This window comes from Natrinema longum, from assembly GCF_017352095.1.
Taxonomy (GTDB): domain Archaea; phylum Halobacteriota; class Halobacteria; order Halobacteriales; family Natrialbaceae; genus Natrinema; species Natrinema longum.
The window spans coordinates 2173209-2190628 of record NZ_CP071463.1 but is presented as its reverse complement, the minus strand read 5'-3'; the positions used below and the strand labels follow the sequence as shown (position 1 = coordinate 2190628).

Sequence of the window (17420 nt, the reverse complement as noted above, 5' to 3'; positions counted from 1 at the left end):
AGCTTGCCGTTATGGCTGTTCTGGTTCCGGTCGTTCTTCCGGATCGACCGTGAGGGAATCCGCGCCGCGACGTGCGCCCCGTTTGAGCTCCGCCGCTTTGGCCTCGAGTGCGTCGACCGCGTCGCCGGGCGTCTCGCTCGAGGAAATGATGTCGATGAGAGCACTACCGACGATGACGCCGTCGGCCCCTGCCTCGACGATCTCGGTCGCGTGTTCGCCCTTGCTAACGCCGAAGCCGACGGCTTTGGGGACGTCGTACTCCGAGAGCCGCGCGAGGCTGTCGTGGGTCGCACCCGAGACGTTCGCTCGCGCGCCGGTCGTCCCGAGGCGGGCCTGGACGTAGGCAAAGCCCGAAACCTGGGACATGATACTGTCCAGTCGCTCGCCCTCGGTCGTCGGCGCGATGATGAAGACGAGGTCGAGCCCGTTGTCGTCGCAGGCCTCCCGAAGCGGATCGGATTCCTCGGCAGGCAAGTCGGGAACGATGATTCCCGAAAGGCCGGCTTCGGCGGCCCGCTCCACGAACGGCCGCACGTCGGCTTCGCTTCCATACTGCAGTATCATATTATAGTACGTCATCACCAGCAGCGGTGCCTCGGTCTCGAGGTCTTCGACCAGCTCGAAGAACCCGTCGGGGGTCGTCCCGGCCGCGAGCGCGCGGTTGATCGCGGCCTGGATCGTCTGCCCCTCCGCGATCGGTTCCGAGAACGGGAGCCCGAGCTCGATCAGATCCGAGCCCCCGCGATCCAGGGCCTCGACGTACGCCTTCGTGTCCTCGAGCGAGGGGTCACCCGCGGTGATGTAGGTGACGAGCGCGGGGTGGTTCTCACGGATGGCCGCTTCGACGTCGCTGTCGTACGCCGCGTCGTTCTCGGATCGTGCTTCGTCGGTCACTGGTCGAACACCTCGACGTCCGGTGCGGCCTCGAGCTCACGCTTCTCGGTCTCCTCGAGCACCGTCTCGAGGTCCTTGTCGCCGCGACCGGAGACGTTGACGACGACGAGGTCGCCGAGTTCGTCGTGTTCCTCCTCGAGATACCCGAGCGCGTGACTCGACTCGAGCGCGGGGATGATCCCCTCGAGTCGCGAGAGCCGGTGGAAGCCGTTGAGCGCGGCGTCGTCGTCGACGTTCGTGGGCGTGACCCGTCCGGTCTCGACGAGGTGGGACAGCTCGGGACCGACGCCGGCGTAGTCGAGCCCCGCGCTGACGCTGTGGGACTCGACGATCTGGCCGTCACCGCCCTGGAGGAGCTTCGTCATCGCGCCGTGGAGGACGCCGTCGGTGCCCGTCGAGAGCGTCGCGGAGTTCGGCGCGAGTCCGGCGTCTTCGTCGATCTCGAGGCTCGAGCCGCCGGCCTCGACGGCGTAGAGGTCGACGGCTTCGTCGGGAACGAACGCGTGGAACGTGCCCATCGTGTTCGAGCCACCGCCCGCGCAGGCGACGACGCTGTCCGGGAGTCGGCCCGCCTGCTCCTGTATCTGATCGCGGATCTCCTCGCCGATGACCGCCTGAAAGTCACGGACCATCTGCGGGAACGGGTGTGGCCCCACGACCGAGCCGATCACGTAGTGGGTCCGCTCGACGGTCGTCGCCCAGTCGCGCATCGTCTCGTTGATCGCCTCCTTCAGCGTGGCGCTGCCGGCCTCGACCGGGTTCACCTCGGCCCCGTTCATTCGCATTCGATAGACGTTGGGTCGCTGGCGGTTGACGTCCGTCCGGCCCATGTAGATCTCGCAGGGCATGTCCAGATGGGCCGCGGCCATCGCCGTCGCGGTGCCGTGTTGTCCGGCACCGGTTTCGGCGATGATCCGCTCTTTACCCATGTACTTGGCCAGGAGAACCTGTCCGAGCGCGTTGTTGAGCTTGTGGGCCCCGCCGTGGAGGAGGTCCTCGCGCTTGAGGTAGATCTCGCGGTCGTAGCGCTCGCTCAGCCGATCCGCGCGCTGCAGCGGCGTCGGCCGCCCGCCGAAGTCCCGCATGCGCTCGCGGAACTCGTCGAGAAATCCGTCCTCGTTTTCGAGAACGTAGCGCTCGTAGGCGTCCTCGAGTTCCTGCAGCGCCGGCATCAGCGCCTCGGGGACGTACTGACCGCCGTAGTCGCCGAAGCTGCCCGTCCGTCCGGATTCGTACTCGCCGTCCCGTTCGCGTTCCGTGCTCATGTCTGTGTCTCTCCGTCGTGCGCTCGTGTCGTCTCAGTCGTCGTGCTCGATTCCGCTCGCGTGAGTCGCCGCGTGTTCGCGGTCACGTCGCTGTCGCCCGCGCCGTGGTCCATGATGGCGCTGCCAACCAGGAGAGCGTCGGCACCCGCCTCGCGCATCCGCCGGACATCGGCCGGCGACGAGACCCCGCTCTCGGCGATCAGGGTTACGTCGTCCGGAGCCTCGGGTGCGACTGACTCGAAGGTTTCGAGGTCGACCTCGAGTCGCGCCAGATCCCGGTTGTTCACGCCGATGATTTCCGCGCCCGCCTCGAGGGCGGTCTCGAGTTCCGCTCGATCGTGGACCTCCACGAGGGGTTGAAAGCCCCGCTCGCGGGCGGCGGTGACGAGCGCCTCGAGATCGTCCACGAACCTGACGATCAACAAGAGCAGGTCCGCCTCGACGACGTCCATCCCGGCCTCCTCGAGGACGAAGTCCTTGCGAAGGACGGGGACGTCGACGGCCGCCCGGATGCGGGAAAGCGCCTCGGGCGAGCCGCCGAAGTGGGTCGGCTCCGTGAGTACCGAAATCGCCGCCGCGCCGCCGTCGACCATCGCCCGTGCCAGTTCGACCGGGTCGTCGGCTCGAGTGCCAGCCGCCGTCGGACTCGTCGGTTTCACCTCCGCGATCACTGGGACTCGCCCCTCGGCCTCGGCGTCGGCAAGCGCGTCCGACAGCGAGCGCGCGTCGACGTCGACGACGCCCTCACCACCCGACCGCTCCCGTGCCGCCTCGAGGATCGACTCCACCGCGGGAGCGAGCTCCGTATCGGAGTTCATTATTGTACATCGACGTACTCATATGTACATAAGGCTTGCGTCATGGCGGCACGTGGGAGCGGAGAAAAGAAGGGAGAACGCGATCTGCCCACGTGCAGTGGCGCGCGCTGTGCCGCGGTGAGGACTGCGAAGCCTCCGAAATACGAACGTCGACTGTCGGAGCCGTGAGTAGAAGTCGGCTGGGGAAGGCGTGGTGTTCCTCGTCAGTGGAGGCGAGACTCCCGGCGAGTCCGGACGAGAAGAAACCGAGGACCGGCGACTATTCAAGCCCCGATGGTCTAGGCCTAGCTATGGAGGACGTTACGGATGCCGGAATCTACGCACGGGAATCGCCGTACCTCGACCGGTACGTCCAACTCGGTGCCGCGAGCGGGCGGGTCCTGAGCGTCTCGTTCCCCGAGATCCCCGACGACGACGCCGAGGACGACCATCCCGTCCTCGATCGAATCTTCGAGTACCTCGACGGCCTCGAGGAGATCACCTTCGACGACGTGCAGGTCGCGATGACCATGCCGACCGACCAGCGGGCGGTCCTCGAGGGCGTCCAGGGGATCCCCTACGGGGAGCAGGTCAGCGTCGAGACGCTCGCCCGGATGACCTCCGGGCTCGATCACGAGGACGACGACGACATCATCCTCGTCCGGACCGCACTCGACGAGAACCCGGCCCCGCTGTTGGTCCCCGACCACCGCGTGCGCGACGGCCCCAGCGCCGCGCCGCCCGACGTCGAGCAGAAATTGCGGTCGCTCGAGGGGCTGTGACCCACGATCGATTCGGACGGTCCCCTGTCGCGAGTGACCGCGACCCCACGGGTCCGTTGGTCGCCGCCACTGCCTGACAGCGGTCCGTATCACTCCGTTCTCGACCTCTCCGAGAGGTAACTCGATTTCGGGACAGCCACGGGTGACGAGGGACGGTCGAGGCAGTTCGGGAGGCAGTGCTCACGGAGGGAAACCACGGCACTGCGGTACTCGACGGAATATTCAGCGGAAACTCCAGCAATTCGGCGAGTAACCGACTAAAAATCCGACCGATCGACCTTCTCTGGTGCTTCGAAGTCGGTCGCCAGCTCGAGCAGTTGCACCAGGATCCGGCCGGTCGCGCCCCAGACGGTGGCACCGTTTACGTGGAAGTAGTGGATGACGATCTCGCCGTAGTAGGGGTGAGATCGGCGCTCGTACTCGTAGTTGTCCGGATCGAGCAGCCCCGACAGCGGCAGGACGACGATCTCGGCGACCTCGCTCTCCTCGCGGACGTACTCCCGATCGGGCACGCGGGCGACGAACGGCGTAACGGCGTACTCGGTGACCGTTCGAATGTCGTCGAGTTGGCCGACGATTTCGGCCTCGCTGGATTCGAGGCCGATCTCCTCGTTTGCTTCACGGAGCGCGGTCTCGAGGATGGTGTCGTCCTGTGGCTCGGCTCCGCCGCCGGGGAAGCTCATCTGTCCGGGGTGTTCGCCGAGGTGGTCGGCCCGCCGGGTAAAGAGGAGGTGGTCCTCGCCGTCCCGATCGAGTATCGGCGCGAGAACCGCGGCGTCGTACTCCTGGTCGCCGATCTCGGTGGGGTCGTACGCTGCGACGGGATCGAGCGTCAGTCTCCTCGCCATCATTCGTCGAGAGCGTCCTCCAGTCGCGTCCGTTCGTCCGTGAGATCGACCGGTGCCCACGACTCGACGTCGTAGCTGACGTCGATCAGGACCCTGATCCGTTCGCTCTCCTCGGCTTCGATGGCCTCGTCGGCAGCCTCGCGGACACGCTCGCGGGTCCGCTCACCCAACAGGTCCCGATCGAGCCGTCGTCGCTCGACGTCGAGAATGTGGGGGACGTCTTCCGCGTCCGCCGGCACGGTCGGAAAGGCCGTCGGGCCGGCGACCAGCAACGCCTCGCCGTCGGCCATCGACGCAACGTCCTCGTCCGCGGGATCGTACCGAACGAGCGTGAACGACTCGAGCGCCTCGTCGATCGCCGCCTCGAGGGCCCCGTCGTCGACCGATTGCCCGTCGGCACGGTAGGCGGCTTCGGCGAGCGCCCGCTCGAGTTCGGCACGGGTCAACCCGCCAAAGAGATCGACCACGCCGGCAAGTTCGTCGGCGGTCGCGTCCATACGCGGCCCAACGGCCGATAGGGGGATTAGTCTTGCGAGCGCGAGCCGACGCGTCGCTCCCGCCAGGGCTGGGTTACCTCGAGCACGTCGCCCGGCGCGAACGGCGCGTCGATCCATCGCGGCAGGCGCGTGTCGTCGGGCCCCGGTGGGACGATCGACTCGGCGTAGCGAGCCAGCTGCTCCCGTTCGTCCGCCGGATCGTACGCGAGCCCGTTGATCGCCGCGTCGGCGCGGTACTGCTCGATCAGTTCGTCGCCGACGGTCCGATACCGCTCGGGCAGCGTCCCGTAGTCGGGGTCGACCCCGTGCTCCTCGAGGAGGGACAGGAGCGTGGCGGCCACCTCGCGGCTCATCCCCTCGAGGCCGGTCTCGCCGGCGACGGCGCGGTGGTCGTGTTCGTGCCGGCCGAGGTCGACCTGTGCACTGCCGTCGAAGCCGGCGATCTCGTAGGCGTCGCCGAGGGTTCCGACCTCGAGCCCCCACGTACGGGGGGCGCGGAGCCGCCGGGCGAGGTCGGCGGTCGCGGCGAACTCGCCGGCCAGCGCATACCGGAACGCACCGAGGTAGTCGACGATCGGCGCATCGTGAGCGTCCGCGAGGGTACGAACGAGCGGTTCGTAGAACAGTCGGCAAAGCCGCCCGTAGAGTCGACCGCGCTCGACGCGGGCGTAGTATCCCTTCGAAAACTCGAACTCCATCGTCAGCGGTGCGAGCAGGCGGCGAACGTGGCCCGCCTCGTAACTCCGAGCGTCGGCGTCGTGGACGACGACAGCGTCGGCGACGTCGGCGGCAGGACCGAGCGCGAGCCAGACGTCTCGGCCCTTTCCGAACTCGCCGCCCAGTCCGGCGTCGGCGAGGAGCGTCTCGACGCCGGGCGCGTTACACCAGAGGACGCGAATCGGCAGCTCGAACCCCTCGAGCCAGTTCCGAAACGGACCGATCCGATCGGGCTCGGCGCGAACGGGAACGAACACCGCGGCCGGTTCCGGCTCGAGGGTCTCGAGTTCGCCGAGGACGCGTTCGGCGGCGGGGCTCTCGTACTCGCGGCCGGTCATCGGGACGACGACGGCCGTCTCGGCGACTGCCGCGGTGGCCTCGCGGGCGAGGTCGGTCCGCCGCCCGTCCCCGTCGCCGAACTCGTGGAGCGTGGCGATCCGCTCCTGGACGTACTCCATCGGTGGGGTGTTCGAGCGGACCGGTAAAACGGCCACGGATGCGGCCAGATAGACACCACGGACCGCTCTCAGCAGTGGCGGCGACCCACGGACCCGGCCGCGGGGTCGCCGGTCACTCGAGGCAGGGAACCGTCCTGCCACCGGCTCCCGTAACGACGGCGACGACACGGCGGCAGCGACTCGAGGCCGGGAAGCATTGGTCTTTTTCTTCCCCACCTGCCTACAGGGTGAACATGAGATCAGTCCGGAAGGCACTCCGTGCCGGCGAACTCGAGAAAGACACCTACGATCGGCTCGTCTGCGGTGAGTGCGAGAAGCCACTGAAGACCGAAAACGACCCGGATGAGATCAAGACGGTCCGTATCTGTCCGGACTGCAAGTCCGAGTGGAAAGAGATCCGATGACGGCGGGTGACGACGGGCACTGAGACGCCACCGACCGACTCCGAGCAGGGTCGTCGTCACCGTTCGCCCGCCATCGCCGAGAAGAGCCGTTCCTCGAACTCCGCGCGGCCGATCCCGTCGGAGGGACCGATCCCCTCCATGTGATCGACCGAGAGTTGGCCACCGCCCATTCGTGCGTGACCGCCCGCGCTGGCCATCGGTATATCGCTGATCGCGTGGCGGAGCGTCTCGCCCATGTGGACTCGGTCGTCCCGGGACCGCCCCGAGAGGTGAAGCGTCCCGTCGTGTTCACCGTAGACGACGACCGCCGTGACGCCCTCGAGGTGCATGAGTTCGTCCGCGGCCTGTGGAATCGCGTCGACGTTGCCGATCTCGCCGACGCCGCAGACGGCGAATGGGCCTTCGATCCGTTTCTCGGTGATCGCCTTCGCCTTGATCTGTAACACGTCGTCGCTGACCTGCGGGTTGGCGATCCGGTCGAGCAGGTCCTCGTCGATCCCGGGAAACAACGTCGCACAGGCGTCGAACTCCGCCCGGGAGCAGCCGTTCGTCAGATGGTTCGTGTCCGACTGGATGCCATAGAGAAGGCCCGTCGCCAGCTCCGGCGACACCTCGAGCCCGCCGGAGCCGTCCTCGGCGGCCATCGTCGCGCCGATATCGTTCAGGTACTCGACGATGATCGTCGAGGCCGCACCGTAGTCGGTCCGGACGTCGGTAAACTTCTTCCCGGCCCCGTTGCCAGGATGGTGATCCACGACCGCGATCGGCTCGACGGTCTGTGCACCCGTGAACCCGCGGGGGGTGTTGTGATCGACGAGGACCACCGGGTTCGACGCGAGCTGTGAACTCGCCTCGATGGACTCCATGTCGAGATCGAGGACGGTTCGGAACGCGCGGTTCTCCTGGTGGCGGATCTCGCCCGAGAACTGCAGCGTCGCGTCGGTGTCGACCGACGCTGCGATCGCCGCGACGCCCATCGCACACGACATGGCGTCGGGATCCGGGTTCGGATGCATCAATACCGTCACCTCGTCCTCGCCGGCGAGGACGCGCTGGAGCCGGACGCCCGGCGGTCGTCGAACCCATCGAACCGCCCACCACCCACCGAGGACGAGCGCGACGGCGACGAGAACCAGCAACGAGAGGACGAGCGGCTCGAGGGATCGGACCGAGTCACCGAGCGACTCGGTTACCAACGGATTCGCCCCGAGGAAGGCACCGCCCCTCGAGGCGCGCCGATAGCTCATACCGAGGAATCAAATCGAACCACCAAGAGTTTTCCGACGGTTTGTCCGCTCGAGAAGGGCCGTCGATCGTCACGAACCGTCAGTCGACGGCCTCACGACGGTATCGCAGTCGTTGAAACGAGTGACACACCGCGTACGGCCCACGGTCAGGACCGGAGTCGTGGTTCCCGGTTCACGAACGAGTGAGTACTGATTATCCCCGACGGCGATAGCTCTCGATCGCCTCTCGATACCCCTCACGAAAAGTGGGATAGGCGAACTCGTAGCCCAGTTCCCGAAGCCGGTCGTTCGAACAGCGTTTACTCGTCAGGATCCGGCGTCGGCCCGCCTCGGAGAGATCGTCGTCCGCGAGCCGTTCGGCTTTCGTCTGCGTCGGCGGCCCCTCCCGACCACACTCCGCGGCCAGCCAGTCCGCGAACGCCCACTTGGAGGCGGGTTCGTCGTCGACTACCTGGACGACCTCCCCGCGTGCGAGGTCTTCCTCGAGCAAGTATCGGACCGCACCGGCGGCGTCGTCCCGATGGACCATGTTGAGATACCCCGCGGTCACGGGCCCCTCGAGATACCGCTCGAGACGGTATCGGTCGGGGCCGTACAGCCCGGCATACCGTGCGACGGTCCCCCGAAAGCCGTACGCTTCGGGGCCCTCGAGCGCGATCCGTTCGGCCTCGGCGAGTACCGCCGTCTTCTCGGTCGTGGGATCGAGCGGCGTCTCCTCGTCGACCCAGTCACCGTCGTGATCGCCGTGAACACCGGTCGAGGAGGTGTAGACCAGTCGTTCGGGCGGGTGCTCGCGTTCGCCGAACGCCTCGATCGCCGTTTGCAGCCCCTCAACGTACACGTCGCGGGCGGCCTCGGCACCCCGCCCGCCGCTGCTCGCGGCGAAGACGATCGCATCGACGTCCGGGACCGCCGCGAGGGCCTCGCGATCGGTGACGTCCGCTCGGACCGCCTCGAAGCCCGCGTCTTCGATCCGCTCGATTCCTGCCGCCGACCGCCGAACGCCGATCGGCTCGTGCTCTCGTGTCGCGAGCTGTCGGCCCAGCTCGATGCCGACGTACCCACAGCCGAGAATTGCAACGTCCATACCGGGACTCGTGGTCGAATACGCATAATTTCACCGCTCGAGGCGGCGTTCACTGTCTTTTGGACAGTATTATCGAACGGTGTGTACGGCGATCCGTCCCGGCGGGGGAGATCGACGCCCGAAGTACGCGGTGCCGAGAGCGACGCCACTACACGACCGTTCGCGAAACCCGAAAATTCGGGGAGAAAAGCCGCGGTAGACGGAATCGAATTAGAGCAGTCCCGTCTTCTGGAGTTTCATCAGGTCCTCGGTTTCGAGGGTTTCGCCTTCCTTGAACTTCTGATAGATCTCTTCGGCCTCCTCTTTGGCCTCCTCTTTCTTCTTGTCGCGCTCGGACTTGCGCTCTTCCTCTTCTTTCTTGTCCAGTTCGCGCAGGCGCTTCTGGACGCGGACGAAGTCCTCGTGGTGGCGGTCGGCGGCCTCCTGGGCTTCGACGAACTTCTCGTGCATCTCGTCGGCCTCGTCACGGACATCGTCGGCCTCGCGATAGGCCTCGATCATCTGGTTGTGATGTTCCTGGGCCTTGTCCGCCAGCTCCGTGACCTTCTGGTGGTGCTGGGAGGCTTCCGATCGCACTTCTTCGGCTTCCTCGACGAGCTCCTCTAAGTCCTCGTTCTGATCGAGTTTCTGTTTGCGCTCCTCGTACTCCTCGCGCTTGCTCTCGATCTTCTCGATGAGTTCCTTCTCTTCCTCGCTCGAGAGGACCTCGGTCTGCTGTTTGAACTCGAGTTGCTCGATCTCCTCTTTGAGCTCCTCGAGGTCCGTGCCCTCGTCGAGCTCCATGTCGGACTTGAGCTGTTCGACCTTGTCGAACAGCTCGTTGGCCTCGGCGTTGAGCTCGTTGCGGCTTTCCTTGTGTTCCTGGACTTGTTCGTTGAGCTCGTCGCGTTTCTCGCGGTGCTCTTGGGCTTCGTCGACCTTCTCGCGGGTCTTCGCGTTGAGATCGTCACGCTTTGACGCCCGCTCGGAAGCCATCTGGTTCAGGTCGTTTCGCCGGTCTCGGAGTTGACCGGCCATCTTGATGAGCTGTCCTTTCGATTTGTTTTCTAAGTCGTCCTCTGTCAGTTCGATGTTCTTCGATTCGTCTACCATGTTAGTTAAACCTCTGTGCCATACCCGCACCGGGGAACGGTCGGTCGCCCACTCGAGTCGGTCGCCGACGGCTGGGCGAGCGACTCACGGGCAGCAAGCCGACCGTTCGAAGCGACTGCTCACGATCTGCGAAACCTCGGTGAATAAGATTTCCTGTCATCGTTCGTCGAGCGATACGCGCCCCGGTGGCGTTCTGGTGACGACAACTACTGTCGCCTATAGTTTAAATCTACCGGTCCCAGATACCCTGAAAACGGTTCACAGGAGCCTCTACCCCCGTGTTAGCTGATGACAAGCGGGTGGCCGGCGAACATAAATAGAGCCGGCTTTGACCCGGCGGATTGGACGCCCAGTTCGAAGCCGGGCCGCCGACGCGGAGCGTGCTCTCGGTGTCGTGGCGACACCGAGAGCAGGTCGATACCGACCGCAGCACTCGTTGCGAGCCGTCGGCTTCGTTCGTGGTCCACGGCGAGGACGGGCCGTCGATGTCGCCCTGTCGGATAGCCGTCCGTGAACACCGACTCGCGTCTCGAGGACGGGCAGCACCGACGGTTTGCGTCTCGAGGCGACTCGATCCGCAAATCGTCCCGTCCGATCGTCTCAAAAGAGGTTCTCGAGGCGATCGTCGGCGAACTCCTCGGCGTGGTCCGTGGCCTCGGCCTCCTGGGCGTCTTTCGCCTCGCGGGCGCGTTCCATGAACGCCTCGATCCGGTCGGAACGCTCCGCGCCGCCGAGCAAGACGAGCGCGCCGAGTCGGTCGCTGTCCATGGGGAAGTCACCGCCGCGGACCTGCATGCTCCCGGTTTCGTCCTCGAGCCAGCGGCGGGCGCGCTCGACGCCCTTGCGCGGGATCGCGTCGGGCTGGCCGGCAATGACGAGCAGCGCCGAGTCGGCCGTCGTCGCGTCCGGCAGGCTCGTTCCCGTCAACAGCGCCTGTCGAGCGACGCTCATCGTGTTCGTGATGTTCTCGCTGCTGTCCTCGCTGGCGACCGCGGAGGCGTACCCCAGCGCCGCGACGCCGCCCGCCCGAAGGGTGTTGATCACTTCGCTCGCGTCGACGACGCTAGCGGCGGCTGCGTCGTCGACTCCCTCGCCGGCGGCAAAGAGCAGGCCGACCCGCTTGGCGATCCGCTCGTTGATCGTCTCGAAGGCGCTCTCGATGCTCTCGCCCTGTTCGTGCCAGGCGTCGTTGTCGATCAGCAGCGTCGAATCGGCCTCCCGGAGGAGCGTCTTCAGGGAGCGACCGGCGTTGGCCTGATAGATCGCCCCTTCGTTCCGTCCCGGAAGGATGCCCAGCGCGTAGATCGGGATGTCGTGGATTTGCTGGAGGTGGTGGACGAGGACCGGCGCGCCGCCGCTGCCGGTGCCGCCGCCGAGGCCGGCGACGACGACGATGGCTTCGGCTCGTGACGTGACGCGGCCGTCGAGGTCGTCAAGTACTTGCTGGACGTCCGACTGCATCACGTCCGTACCGAGTTCGTTGTCGGCACCGACGCCGTGCCCGTTCACGCGGTCGGCACCGATCAACTGGGTGTCGACGAACTGGAGGGACTGGAGGTCGGCTTCCGCGGTGTTGACAGCCAGCGCGCCCTGGACGGCTTCGAAGCCCATGTTCGCGTCGAACCGGGCGAGCCGTTCGGTGACGTTGCCGCCTGCCTGACCGACTCCGATCAGGGCTACTTTCATGCGTATTACATTTCGACAGAACTAGTTGAACGTTTCGGTAAGTTGACCGATGGTCCCGCAGCTCGAGCCGGTATCCGACGGACGCCCATCGTCCGATGGCCGGCATCCGGTCACCGGTCGGTGACGGTCACAATACCTTTCAGCCGTATCCCCTTCCATTCGGGTATGTTCTACGAACAACGGATGACCGTCCCCGACTCGCCCGCCGAACTCCGGTCCGAGTACGAGGACGAATTCGAAACGATCGTCGACCGCCACAGCCCCGAGACTGTCGCAGCCGAAACCGATCTCGAGGGGGACACGCTCGAGGCACTACTCGCCGGTGACTCGCCCGACCTGACCGTGACCGAGGCGGCCCAGCTCCAGGCGCTGGGCGAGGGCGAACCCGATTCGGAAACGATCGTCACGATGGCGCTCGAGCACCTGCTGTTGGGGATGTCGACCGCCGTTCTCGACGTGGATGCGGTCGAGAGCTACCTCGAGATCGACCTGGACGCCAAGGAGATCCAACAGAAGATCGAAGGGCGAGCACCCATGTCCTTCGAGGAGTTCGTCCACGTCCAGTACGTGATCGCGGACGGGGCTCCCTGACTCGCCAGCGCGGCGTCGGCCGTCCGGGTGCCGTCGACCGGAGAGCGACGATCTGAACAGCCCGGAGCCATCCTCCGCGAGCCAGTAATCGCCACCTACTGCGGTGTACGCGATGCGAACCCCGATTGCGGGGGGCGTGGACGGGCGACGATTCCCGGTGGTGGACCGCGAGCGGATATAACGAGCCGTGTACGAAACGTCCGGCCGGCGATGGGGACGGCCGGCGAACGCCGAGGGATCGCATCGCGTAGCCGATCCATAACAATGCGAGACGATACCCAGTTGTCGTTCATGCAACGTCACAGGGGCGAGGCTGGCGTGGTCGTACCTGGAATCGACGCGCCGAGTACCGTCGCCTGTCTCCGCTCGCTTCGACCGCGTGGCGTCCGAACCATCGTCGGCTCCGAGTCACGGTCGACTCCGGCAGCCGCCTCGACCTACCGTGACGAGTTCGTCAGTCTCCCCGACCCCGAAACGGATCTCGTCGCGTACGGCGACGCGTTGCTCTCGCTGGCAGAGCGACCCGACGTTCGGACGATCATCCCAGTCCGGGAGGAAGACGTCTACGTTCTCGCGAACCGAAAGGAGGCCTTCGACGCCGAGATCGCGACCCCCTGGCCGGAGTTCGAGACGCTCCGACGGGTCCAGGATCGAGTCGAACTCTTCGAGGCCGCCAGCGCGGCCGGCGTCGGCGCTCCCGAGACCGCCCTCCTCGACCAGTGGGACGACTGGGACCGGGAAACGATCGTGAAACCACGCTACACCGTGGCTGCTCCCGCCTATCTCGGTTCGCAGTTCGACGACGCCGAAATCGGCTCGACGGAGTACCAGCAGCCGGGGACGCGACCGGACCCACAGGCAATGCGGGACCGGCGGGGACACACCCCGCTCGTCCAGGAACGGATCCCCGACGTACGGGAGTTCGGATTCTTCGCCCTCTACGACCACGGCGAACCGGTCGCGACCTTTCAGCACTGCCAGCGCCGGGGCTGGAAGTACTGTGGCGGGCCAAGCGCCTACCGGGAGTCGATCCACGTTCCCGCCCTCGAGACCGCCGGGCGGGCGCTCCTAGGCGAACTCGAGTGGCACGGCCTCGCGATGGTCGAGTTCCTGCGCGATCCCGCGGACGGCGAGTTCAAGCTGATGGAGATCAACCCACGATTCTGGTCGTCGCTGCCGTTTTCCGTCCGGGCGGGCGCGGATTTCCCCCACTACTACTGGCAGCTCGCGACGGGCGAACGGATCGAAACGGGCCCGACGTACGCGGTCGGCATGGGCGGCCACCTCCTCCGGGGGGAACTCAGCTATCTCCACAGCGTGGCGACCGAGGAGTACCCGCTCGTCGACCGGCCCTCGCTGGGCACCGCCGCCCGCGAGGTCGCCACGTCGCTCCTTCGACACCCACGATTCGATTACGCGTCCGCCGCCGACCCGGTGCCGTTTTTCCAGGACGGCGTGAACCTCGTGCGAGCGTGGCTCGAGACCCAATCCGATTCGGACTCCCCGACCGAAACCGAGATCGAGATCGAGGACGGGACCGTCGTCGAGAGCGACGACCGGGCGGAACCGACGGATACGAACCCGGTTGCGGAGGGGGATCCGACGCGGTCGGCCCAGACAGACGGTGGGTCCCGATCCGAGTCACGGTGACCGTCTCCGGGACACAGTGATCAGAGAGCCGTCTCCGAGCGAAAAGAGCGGACACCTCGACTCGGATCGCAGCGACCGTCCGTGACTCCTCTCGGAACGTCAACCCTTAACCGGAACCGCCCCCAGGTTCCGATATGACTCGAGGTGCTGTCCGTGGTCAGTAGCGGCGGGATAGATCGACTCCTGACGGTCGGCCTCGGTGGGCTCGCCTCCGCGGTGGTCGCAATCGCCCTTTTCGTCGTCTACCCGGAGACGCTGACGGACCTGTTCGGCGTACTGGTCGCGATCGCCGTCGCCCTCGTTGGCGTGCGGTTCGCGAGCAACATCGCGGACTCGCTGTTTCCGACCTACGACGTCGCGGAGGTCGCCGTCGAGGGGCCGATCAGCCGAGACGGCGGCGGCGGCCGACTGCCCACGAGTCCGGGGTCGACGCCGGCCGACGACGTCGTCGAACAGATCGATCGCGCGAACGACGACGACAACGTGCGAGCGCTGTTGGTGAAGCTGAACACGCCCGGCGGCGAGGTCGTTCCCAGCGACGACATTCGTCTGGCCGCCGAGCGCTTCGACGGGCCGACCGTCGCCTACGCGACCGACGTCTGTGCCAGCGGTGGCTACTGGATCGCCAGCGGCTGCGACGAGCTCTGGGCCCGCGAGGGATCGATCGTCGGCTCGATCGGCGTCATCGGCTCCCGGGTCAACGCCAGCGACCTCGCCGAGAAGGTCGGCCTCTCCTACGAGCGCTTCGCCGCCGGCGAGTTCAAGGACGCCGGCACCCCGTTGAAGGAACTCGAGGAGGAGGAACGCGAGTACCTGCAGGGAGTGATCGACGACTATTACGAGACGTTCGTCGAACGGGTCAGCGACGGTCGCGATCTGGAGCCGGAGTTCGTCCGCGACACCGAGGCCCGGATCTACCTCGGCGAGGAGGCCGCCGACATGGGACTGGTCGATCAGCTCGGTACCCGCCGGGAGATCGAGGCCGAACTCGCCGATCGACTCGACACGGACGAGGTTACCGTCGAAGCGTTCGAGCCCGAACGGCCGCTGATGGCTCGCGTCGGAACCGGTGCCCAACGGGTCGCGTACGCCTTCGGAGCCGGAATCGCTGGCGTCGCCGGCGACCGGGAGTTTCGGCTTCGAACGTAGCGGATCGGTGCCACCGCCCGGCGGTCGGACTGGATCGAGGCGACGCCCGAACGGAGTGGCTCCGCCTCCCGAGTACGTGGTTTTATCGTTGCAGAGGGTCCAATCCCTATCCGTGACAACGCTGGTCGTCTGCCTCGACCGGACCGACGACGTGGGCCGCAAGACCGGTCTCCGTTCGCCGGTCGTCGGCTGGGAGGCAGTCCGCGCGCTCGTAACCGACGTCGGCCTCGCGGATCCGGAAGACTCCGGGGTCAACACGTTACTCGAGTCGCTGCGGGTCGCCCAGAACCTCCGCGACGAAAACGAGGAGGTCGTCGTCGCGGTCGTCTCGGGCGACCACGAGTCGATGGTGTCGGCCGATCGGGCCGTCGCCGAGCAACTCGACGACCTCATCGCCGACCACGAGCCGGACTCGGCGGTCGTCGTGACCGACAGCGCCGAGGACGAGCGGCTGATTCCGATCGTCGAGAGCCGCGTTCGCGTCGACTCCGTCGATCGGGTCGTGGTCCGCCAGGCTCGCGATATCGAGTCGACGTACTACCTCCTCAAGCAGTTCCTCGCGGACGAGGAGCTCCGCCAGACGGTGTTGATTCCGATCGGACTGACGTTGCTGGTCTTCCCCCTACTCGCGACGACCGTCGGACCCGCCGAAGGGGCCGCCGCGATCACGACGGTCATCGGCCTGTTCCTTCTTTACAAGGGGTTCAACGTCGACGAACTCCTGACCAGGCTCGCCCGCCAGACGCGAGAATCGCTGTACTCCGGACAGGTATCGGTCGTGACCTACGTAGTCGCGGCCGGACTCACGTTCGTCGGCCTGTTCGTGGGCGCGCTGGGCGTCTCGACTCTCGGCGAGACCCCCGGCGTCGTGATTCCGGCGATGCAGTTCGCGTACGACAGCATCCCATGGTTGGCGATGGCCGCACTGACCGCCAGCGCCGGCCGCCTGCTCGACGAGGCGATCCGCGACGACCCGATCCGAAGCTCGTTCCTCAACCTCCCGTTCATCGTCGTCGCCGTCAGTCTGGTCGTCCGTGGGTTCTCCGCGTACTTCCTCGAGCAACAGGACGTCATCGGTCAGTTCGTCGTCCCGGCCAACGAGTTCCTCATCTTCTCGAACGAGCGGTTCGTGATGGGAACCGGCGAACGACTCGCGCTGTTCGTCGTCAGCGCGATCGTCATCAGCCTCGTCGGGGCACGGGTCGCCGCCGCCGTCAGCGGCTCGAGCGACGCTGCCGATCGGACCGACGGCGGATCGGACCCGGAGCTCACCGACGGCGGGGCCGACACGAACCCCGACGCCTCCGAAGAGCGGACCCGGTAAGCTCGCCCGACTCGGTACCCATTTACCCCTCCTCCGCGACCTCCGACCATGAGCGATGCAGACGGCGCGTGGGTGAGCCTCTTTTCGGGCGGCAAGGACTCGTCGTGGGCGCTGTATCAGGCCCTCGAGCAGGGGCTGCCAGTCGAGCGACTGGTCACTGTCCATCCCGCAGGCGACTCGTACATGTATCACGTCCCCGCGACCGAGCTGGCCGCGCTGGCGGCCGAAAGCATCGGCATCGAACTGGTCGACGTCGAACCCGACGACTTCGCGGCCGACACGGCCACCGACTCGAGCGTGCAGGGCGACGACGAACTCGAGCCCCTCGAGGTCGCCCTCGAGGCCCTCGATCGCGACCTCCTGGGGGGCATCGCGGGCGTCACCGCGGGAGCCGTCGAGAGCGAGTACCAGACGAGCCGCATCCAGGGGATGTGTGACCGGCTGGGCTGTGATCTCTTCGCTCCGCTCTGGCAGGAAGACCCCGCGGAACTGGCCGACGCGATGCTCGAGGCCGGCTTCGAGATCGAGATCATACAGGTCGCCGCTCACGGCCTGGACGAATCCTGGCTCGGTCGAACCCTCGATCGAGAAGCGATCGCGGAACTCGAGACGCTCCACGAGAAGTACGGCGTCCACATCCTGGGAGAGGGTGGCGAGTTCGAGACGTTCGTGGTGGATGGTCCACACATGGATCGGCGGATCGCCCTCGAGTCCGAACCCGAATGGGAGGGGACGCGGGGACGAGTGCGGATCACGGACGCGCACCTCGAAGCGTAGGTGGCGTACCGCGAGTGAGCGAGGGCGCGGCGAACGAGCGGGATTTTTTGGTCCAGATTTTTGCGCGATGGGTGAGGGAACGAAGTGACCGAACCCGAGCGGAAAAAGGTGGTTCCGAGACGTTCGTGGTGGACGGTCCACACATGGATCGGCGG

At 66.4% G+C, this 17420-nt stretch carries 17 protein-coding genes; 7 read left to right on the top strand and 10 right to left on the bottom strand.

Annotation, left to right across the window (positions count from 1 at the left end; translation table 11 throughout):
- Positions 1 to 9: 9 nt before the first annotated feature.
- The 3 genes from trpA to trpC are packed head-to-tail and all read right to left on the bottom strand — an operon-like array spanning position 10 to position 2977.
- Positions 10 to 894, bottom strand: a complete 885-nt coding sequence (trpA, locus tag J0X27_RS10765) for a tryptophan synthase subunit alpha (RefSeq protein WP_207269199.1) — start codon at positions 892 to 894, stop codon at positions 10 to 12.
- A complete protein-coding gene (gene trpB, locus J0X27_RS10760; RefSeq protein ID WP_207269198.1) occupies positions 891 to 2159 on the bottom strand; it encodes a tryptophan synthase subunit beta in 1269 nt (422 codons plus the stop codon). Before trpB ends, trpA begins: the two co-directional genes overlap by 4 nt.
- A complete protein-coding gene (gene trpC / locus J0X27_RS10755) occupies positions 2156 to 2977 on the bottom strand; it encodes an indole-3-glycerol phosphate synthase (RefSeq protein ID WP_207269197.1) in 822 nt (273 codons plus the stop codon). Before trpC ends, trpB begins: the two co-directional genes overlap by 4 nt.
- Positions 2978 to 3267: 290 nt before the next feature.
- Here trpC and J0X27_RS10750 point away from each other — a divergent pair, with 290 nt between their 5' ends.
- Positions 3268 to 3738 (top strand): MGMT family protein, encoded by a 471-nt coding sequence (locus J0X27_RS10750; RefSeq protein WP_207269196.1) that lies wholly within the window; start codon positions 3268 to 3270, stop codon positions 3736 to 3738.
- 257 nt (positions 3739 to 3995) lie between these two features.
- Here J0X27_RS10750 and J0X27_RS10745 read toward each other — a convergent pair whose 3' ends face one another.
- Genes J0X27_RS10745 through J0X27_RS10735 form a run of 3 tightly spaced genes read right to left on the bottom strand, consistent with a single transcriptional unit; the run spans position 3996 to position 6258 of the window.
- The gene (locus J0X27_RS10745; protein ID WP_207272075.1) at positions 3996 to 4586 is read right to left on the bottom strand and encodes an NUDIX hydrolase; all 591 of its coding nucleotides are present in this window, start codon (positions 4584 to 4586) and stop codon (positions 3996 to 3998) included.
- On the bottom strand, positions 4586 to 5083 hold the full coding sequence (locus J0X27_RS10740; RefSeq protein ID WP_207269195.1) for a DUF7109 family protein: 498 nt from the start codon (positions 5081 to 5083) through the stop codon (positions 4586 to 4588). The genes J0X27_RS10745 and J0X27_RS10740 overlap by 1 nt, the downstream gene beginning before the upstream one ends.
- Before the next feature lie 26 nt (positions 5084 to 5109).
- Complete coding sequence (locus tag J0X27_RS10735) at positions 5110 to 6258, bottom strand: glycosyltransferase family protein (RefSeq protein WP_207269194.1); 1149 nt, start codon at positions 6256 to 6258, stop codon at positions 5110 to 5112.
- 233 nt (positions 6259 to 6491) lie between these two features.
- Here J0X27_RS10735 and J0X27_RS10730 point away from each other — a divergent pair, with 233 nt between their 5' ends.
- Entirely contained in the window at positions 6492 to 6662 is a 171-nt protein-coding gene (locus tag J0X27_RS10730; protein ID WP_169924392.1) for an HVO_0758 family zinc finger protein, read from the top strand.
- 56 nt (positions 6663 to 6718) lie between these two features.
- Here J0X27_RS10730 and J0X27_RS10725 read toward each other — a convergent pair whose 3' ends face one another.
- The 4 genes from J0X27_RS10725 to J0X27_RS10710 all read right to left on the bottom strand — a co-directional run bounded on the left by J0X27_RS10725 (position 6719) and on the right by J0X27_RS10710 (position 11774).
- On the bottom strand, positions 6719 to 7909 hold the full coding sequence (locus tag J0X27_RS10725) for a DHH family phosphoesterase (protein ID WP_207269193.1): 1191 nt from the start codon (positions 7907 to 7909) through the stop codon (positions 6719 to 6721).
- A 193-nt stretch (positions 7910 to 8102) separates the two neighbouring features.
- Positions 8103 to 8996, bottom strand: a complete 894-nt coding sequence (locus J0X27_RS10720) for an NAD-dependent epimerase/dehydratase family protein (protein ID WP_207269192.1) — start codon at positions 8994 to 8996, stop codon at positions 8103 to 8105.
- Positions 8997 to 9206: 210 nt separating this feature from the next.
- Positions 9207 to 10088, bottom strand: a complete 882-nt coding sequence (locus J0X27_RS10715) for a coiled-coil protein (protein ID WP_207269191.1) — start codon at positions 10086 to 10088, stop codon at positions 9207 to 9209.
- A 600-nt stretch (positions 10089 to 10688) separates the two neighbouring features.
- Positions 10689 to 11774, bottom strand: a complete 1086-nt coding sequence (locus J0X27_RS10710) for a tubulin/FtsZ family protein (RefSeq protein ID WP_207269190.1) — start codon at positions 11772 to 11774, stop codon at positions 10689 to 10691.
- Between the two features lie 165 nt (positions 11775 to 11939).
- Here J0X27_RS10710 and J0X27_RS10705 point away from each other — a divergent pair, with 165 nt between their 5' ends.
- From J0X27_RS10705 to J0X27_RS10685, 5 genes are all read left to right on the top strand, one after another.
- Positions 11940 to 12365: a DUF5791 family protein gene (locus tag J0X27_RS10705; RefSeq protein WP_207269189.1), complete on the top strand. Its 426-nt coding sequence runs from the start codon at positions 11940 to 11942 to the stop codon at positions 12363 to 12365.
- A gap of 291 nt (positions 12366 to 12656) precedes the next feature.
- Entirely contained in the window at positions 12657 to 14015 is a 1359-nt protein-coding gene (locus J0X27_RS10700) for a carboxylate--amine ligase (protein ID WP_207269188.1), read from the top strand.
- Positions 14016 to 14168: 153 nt separating this feature from the next.
- Complete coding sequence (gene sppA / locus J0X27_RS10695; RefSeq protein ID WP_207269187.1) at positions 14169 to 15164, top strand: signal peptide peptidase SppA; 996 nt, start codon at positions 14169 to 14171, stop codon at positions 15162 to 15164.
- Between the two features lie 112 nt (positions 15165 to 15276).
- Positions 15277 to 16488 (top strand): DUF373 family protein, encoded by a 1212-nt coding sequence (locus J0X27_RS10690; RefSeq protein WP_224214596.1) that lies wholly within the window; start codon positions 15277 to 15279, stop codon positions 16486 to 16488.
- Between the two features lie 48 nt (positions 16489 to 16536).
- On the top strand, positions 16537 to 17265 hold the full coding sequence (locus J0X27_RS10685) for a diphthine--ammonia ligase (protein ID WP_207269186.1): 729 nt from the start codon (positions 16537 to 16539) through the stop codon (positions 17263 to 17265).
- Positions 17266 to 17420: the final 155 nt, after the last annotated feature.

What these genes read in the sequence shown, in the direction of transcription:
- trpB (WP_207269198.1), bottom strand. Translation starts at nt 2,159, where the DNA reads ATGAGCACGGAACGCGAACGGGACGGCGAGTACGAATCCGGACGGACG.
- trpC (WP_207269197.1), bottom strand. Translation starts at nt 2,977, where the DNA reads ATGAACTCCGATACGGAGCTCGCTCCCGCGGTGGAGTCGATCCTCGAG.
- J0X27_RS10750 (WP_207269196.1), top strand. Translation starts at nt 3,268, where the DNA reads ATGGAGGACGTTACGGATGCCGGAATCTACGCACGGGAATCGCCGTAC.
- J0X27_RS10745 (WP_207272075.1), bottom strand. Translation starts at nt 4,586, where the DNA reads ATGGCGAGGAGACTGACGCTCGATCCCGTCGCAGCGTACGACCCCACC.
- J0X27_RS10740 (WP_207269195.1), bottom strand. Translation starts at nt 5,083, where the DNA reads ATGGACGCGACCGCCGACGAACTTGCCGGCGTGGTCGATCTCTTTGGC.
- J0X27_RS10735 (WP_207269194.1), bottom strand. Translation starts at nt 6,258, where the DNA reads ATGGAGTACGTCCAGGAGCGGATCGCCACGCTCCACGAGTTCGGCGAC.
- J0X27_RS10730 (WP_169924392.1), top strand. Translation starts at nt 6,492, where the DNA reads ATGAGATCAGTCCGGAAGGCACTCCGTGCCGGCGAACTCGAGAAAGAC.
- J0X27_RS10725 (WP_207269193.1), bottom strand. Translation starts at nt 7,909, where the DNA reads ATGAGCTATCGGCGCGCCTCGAGGGGCGGTGCCTTCCTCGGGGCGAAT.
- J0X27_RS10720 (WP_207269192.1), bottom strand. Translation starts at nt 8,996, where the DNA reads ATGGACGTTGCAATTCTCGGCTGTGGGTACGTCGGCATCGAGCTGGGC.
- J0X27_RS10715 (WP_207269191.1), bottom strand. Translation starts at nt 10,088, where the DNA reads ATGGTAGACGAATCGAAGAACATCGAACTGACAGAGGACGACTTAGAA.
- J0X27_RS10710 (WP_207269190.1), bottom strand. Translation starts at nt 11,774, where the DNA reads ATGAAAGTAGCCCTGATCGGAGTCGGTCAGGCAGGCGGCAACGTCACC.
- J0X27_RS10705 (WP_207269189.1), top strand. Translation starts at nt 11,940, where the DNA reads ATGTTCTACGAACAACGGATGACCGTCCCCGACTCGCCCGCCGAACTC.
- J0X27_RS10700 (WP_207269188.1), top strand. Translation starts at nt 12,657, where the DNA reads ATGCAACGTCACAGGGGCGAGGCTGGCGTGGTCGTACCTGGAATCGAC.
- J0X27_RS10685 (WP_207269186.1), top strand. Translation starts at nt 16,537, where the DNA reads ATGAGCGATGCAGACGGCGCGTGGGTGAGCCTCTTTTCGGGCGGCAAG.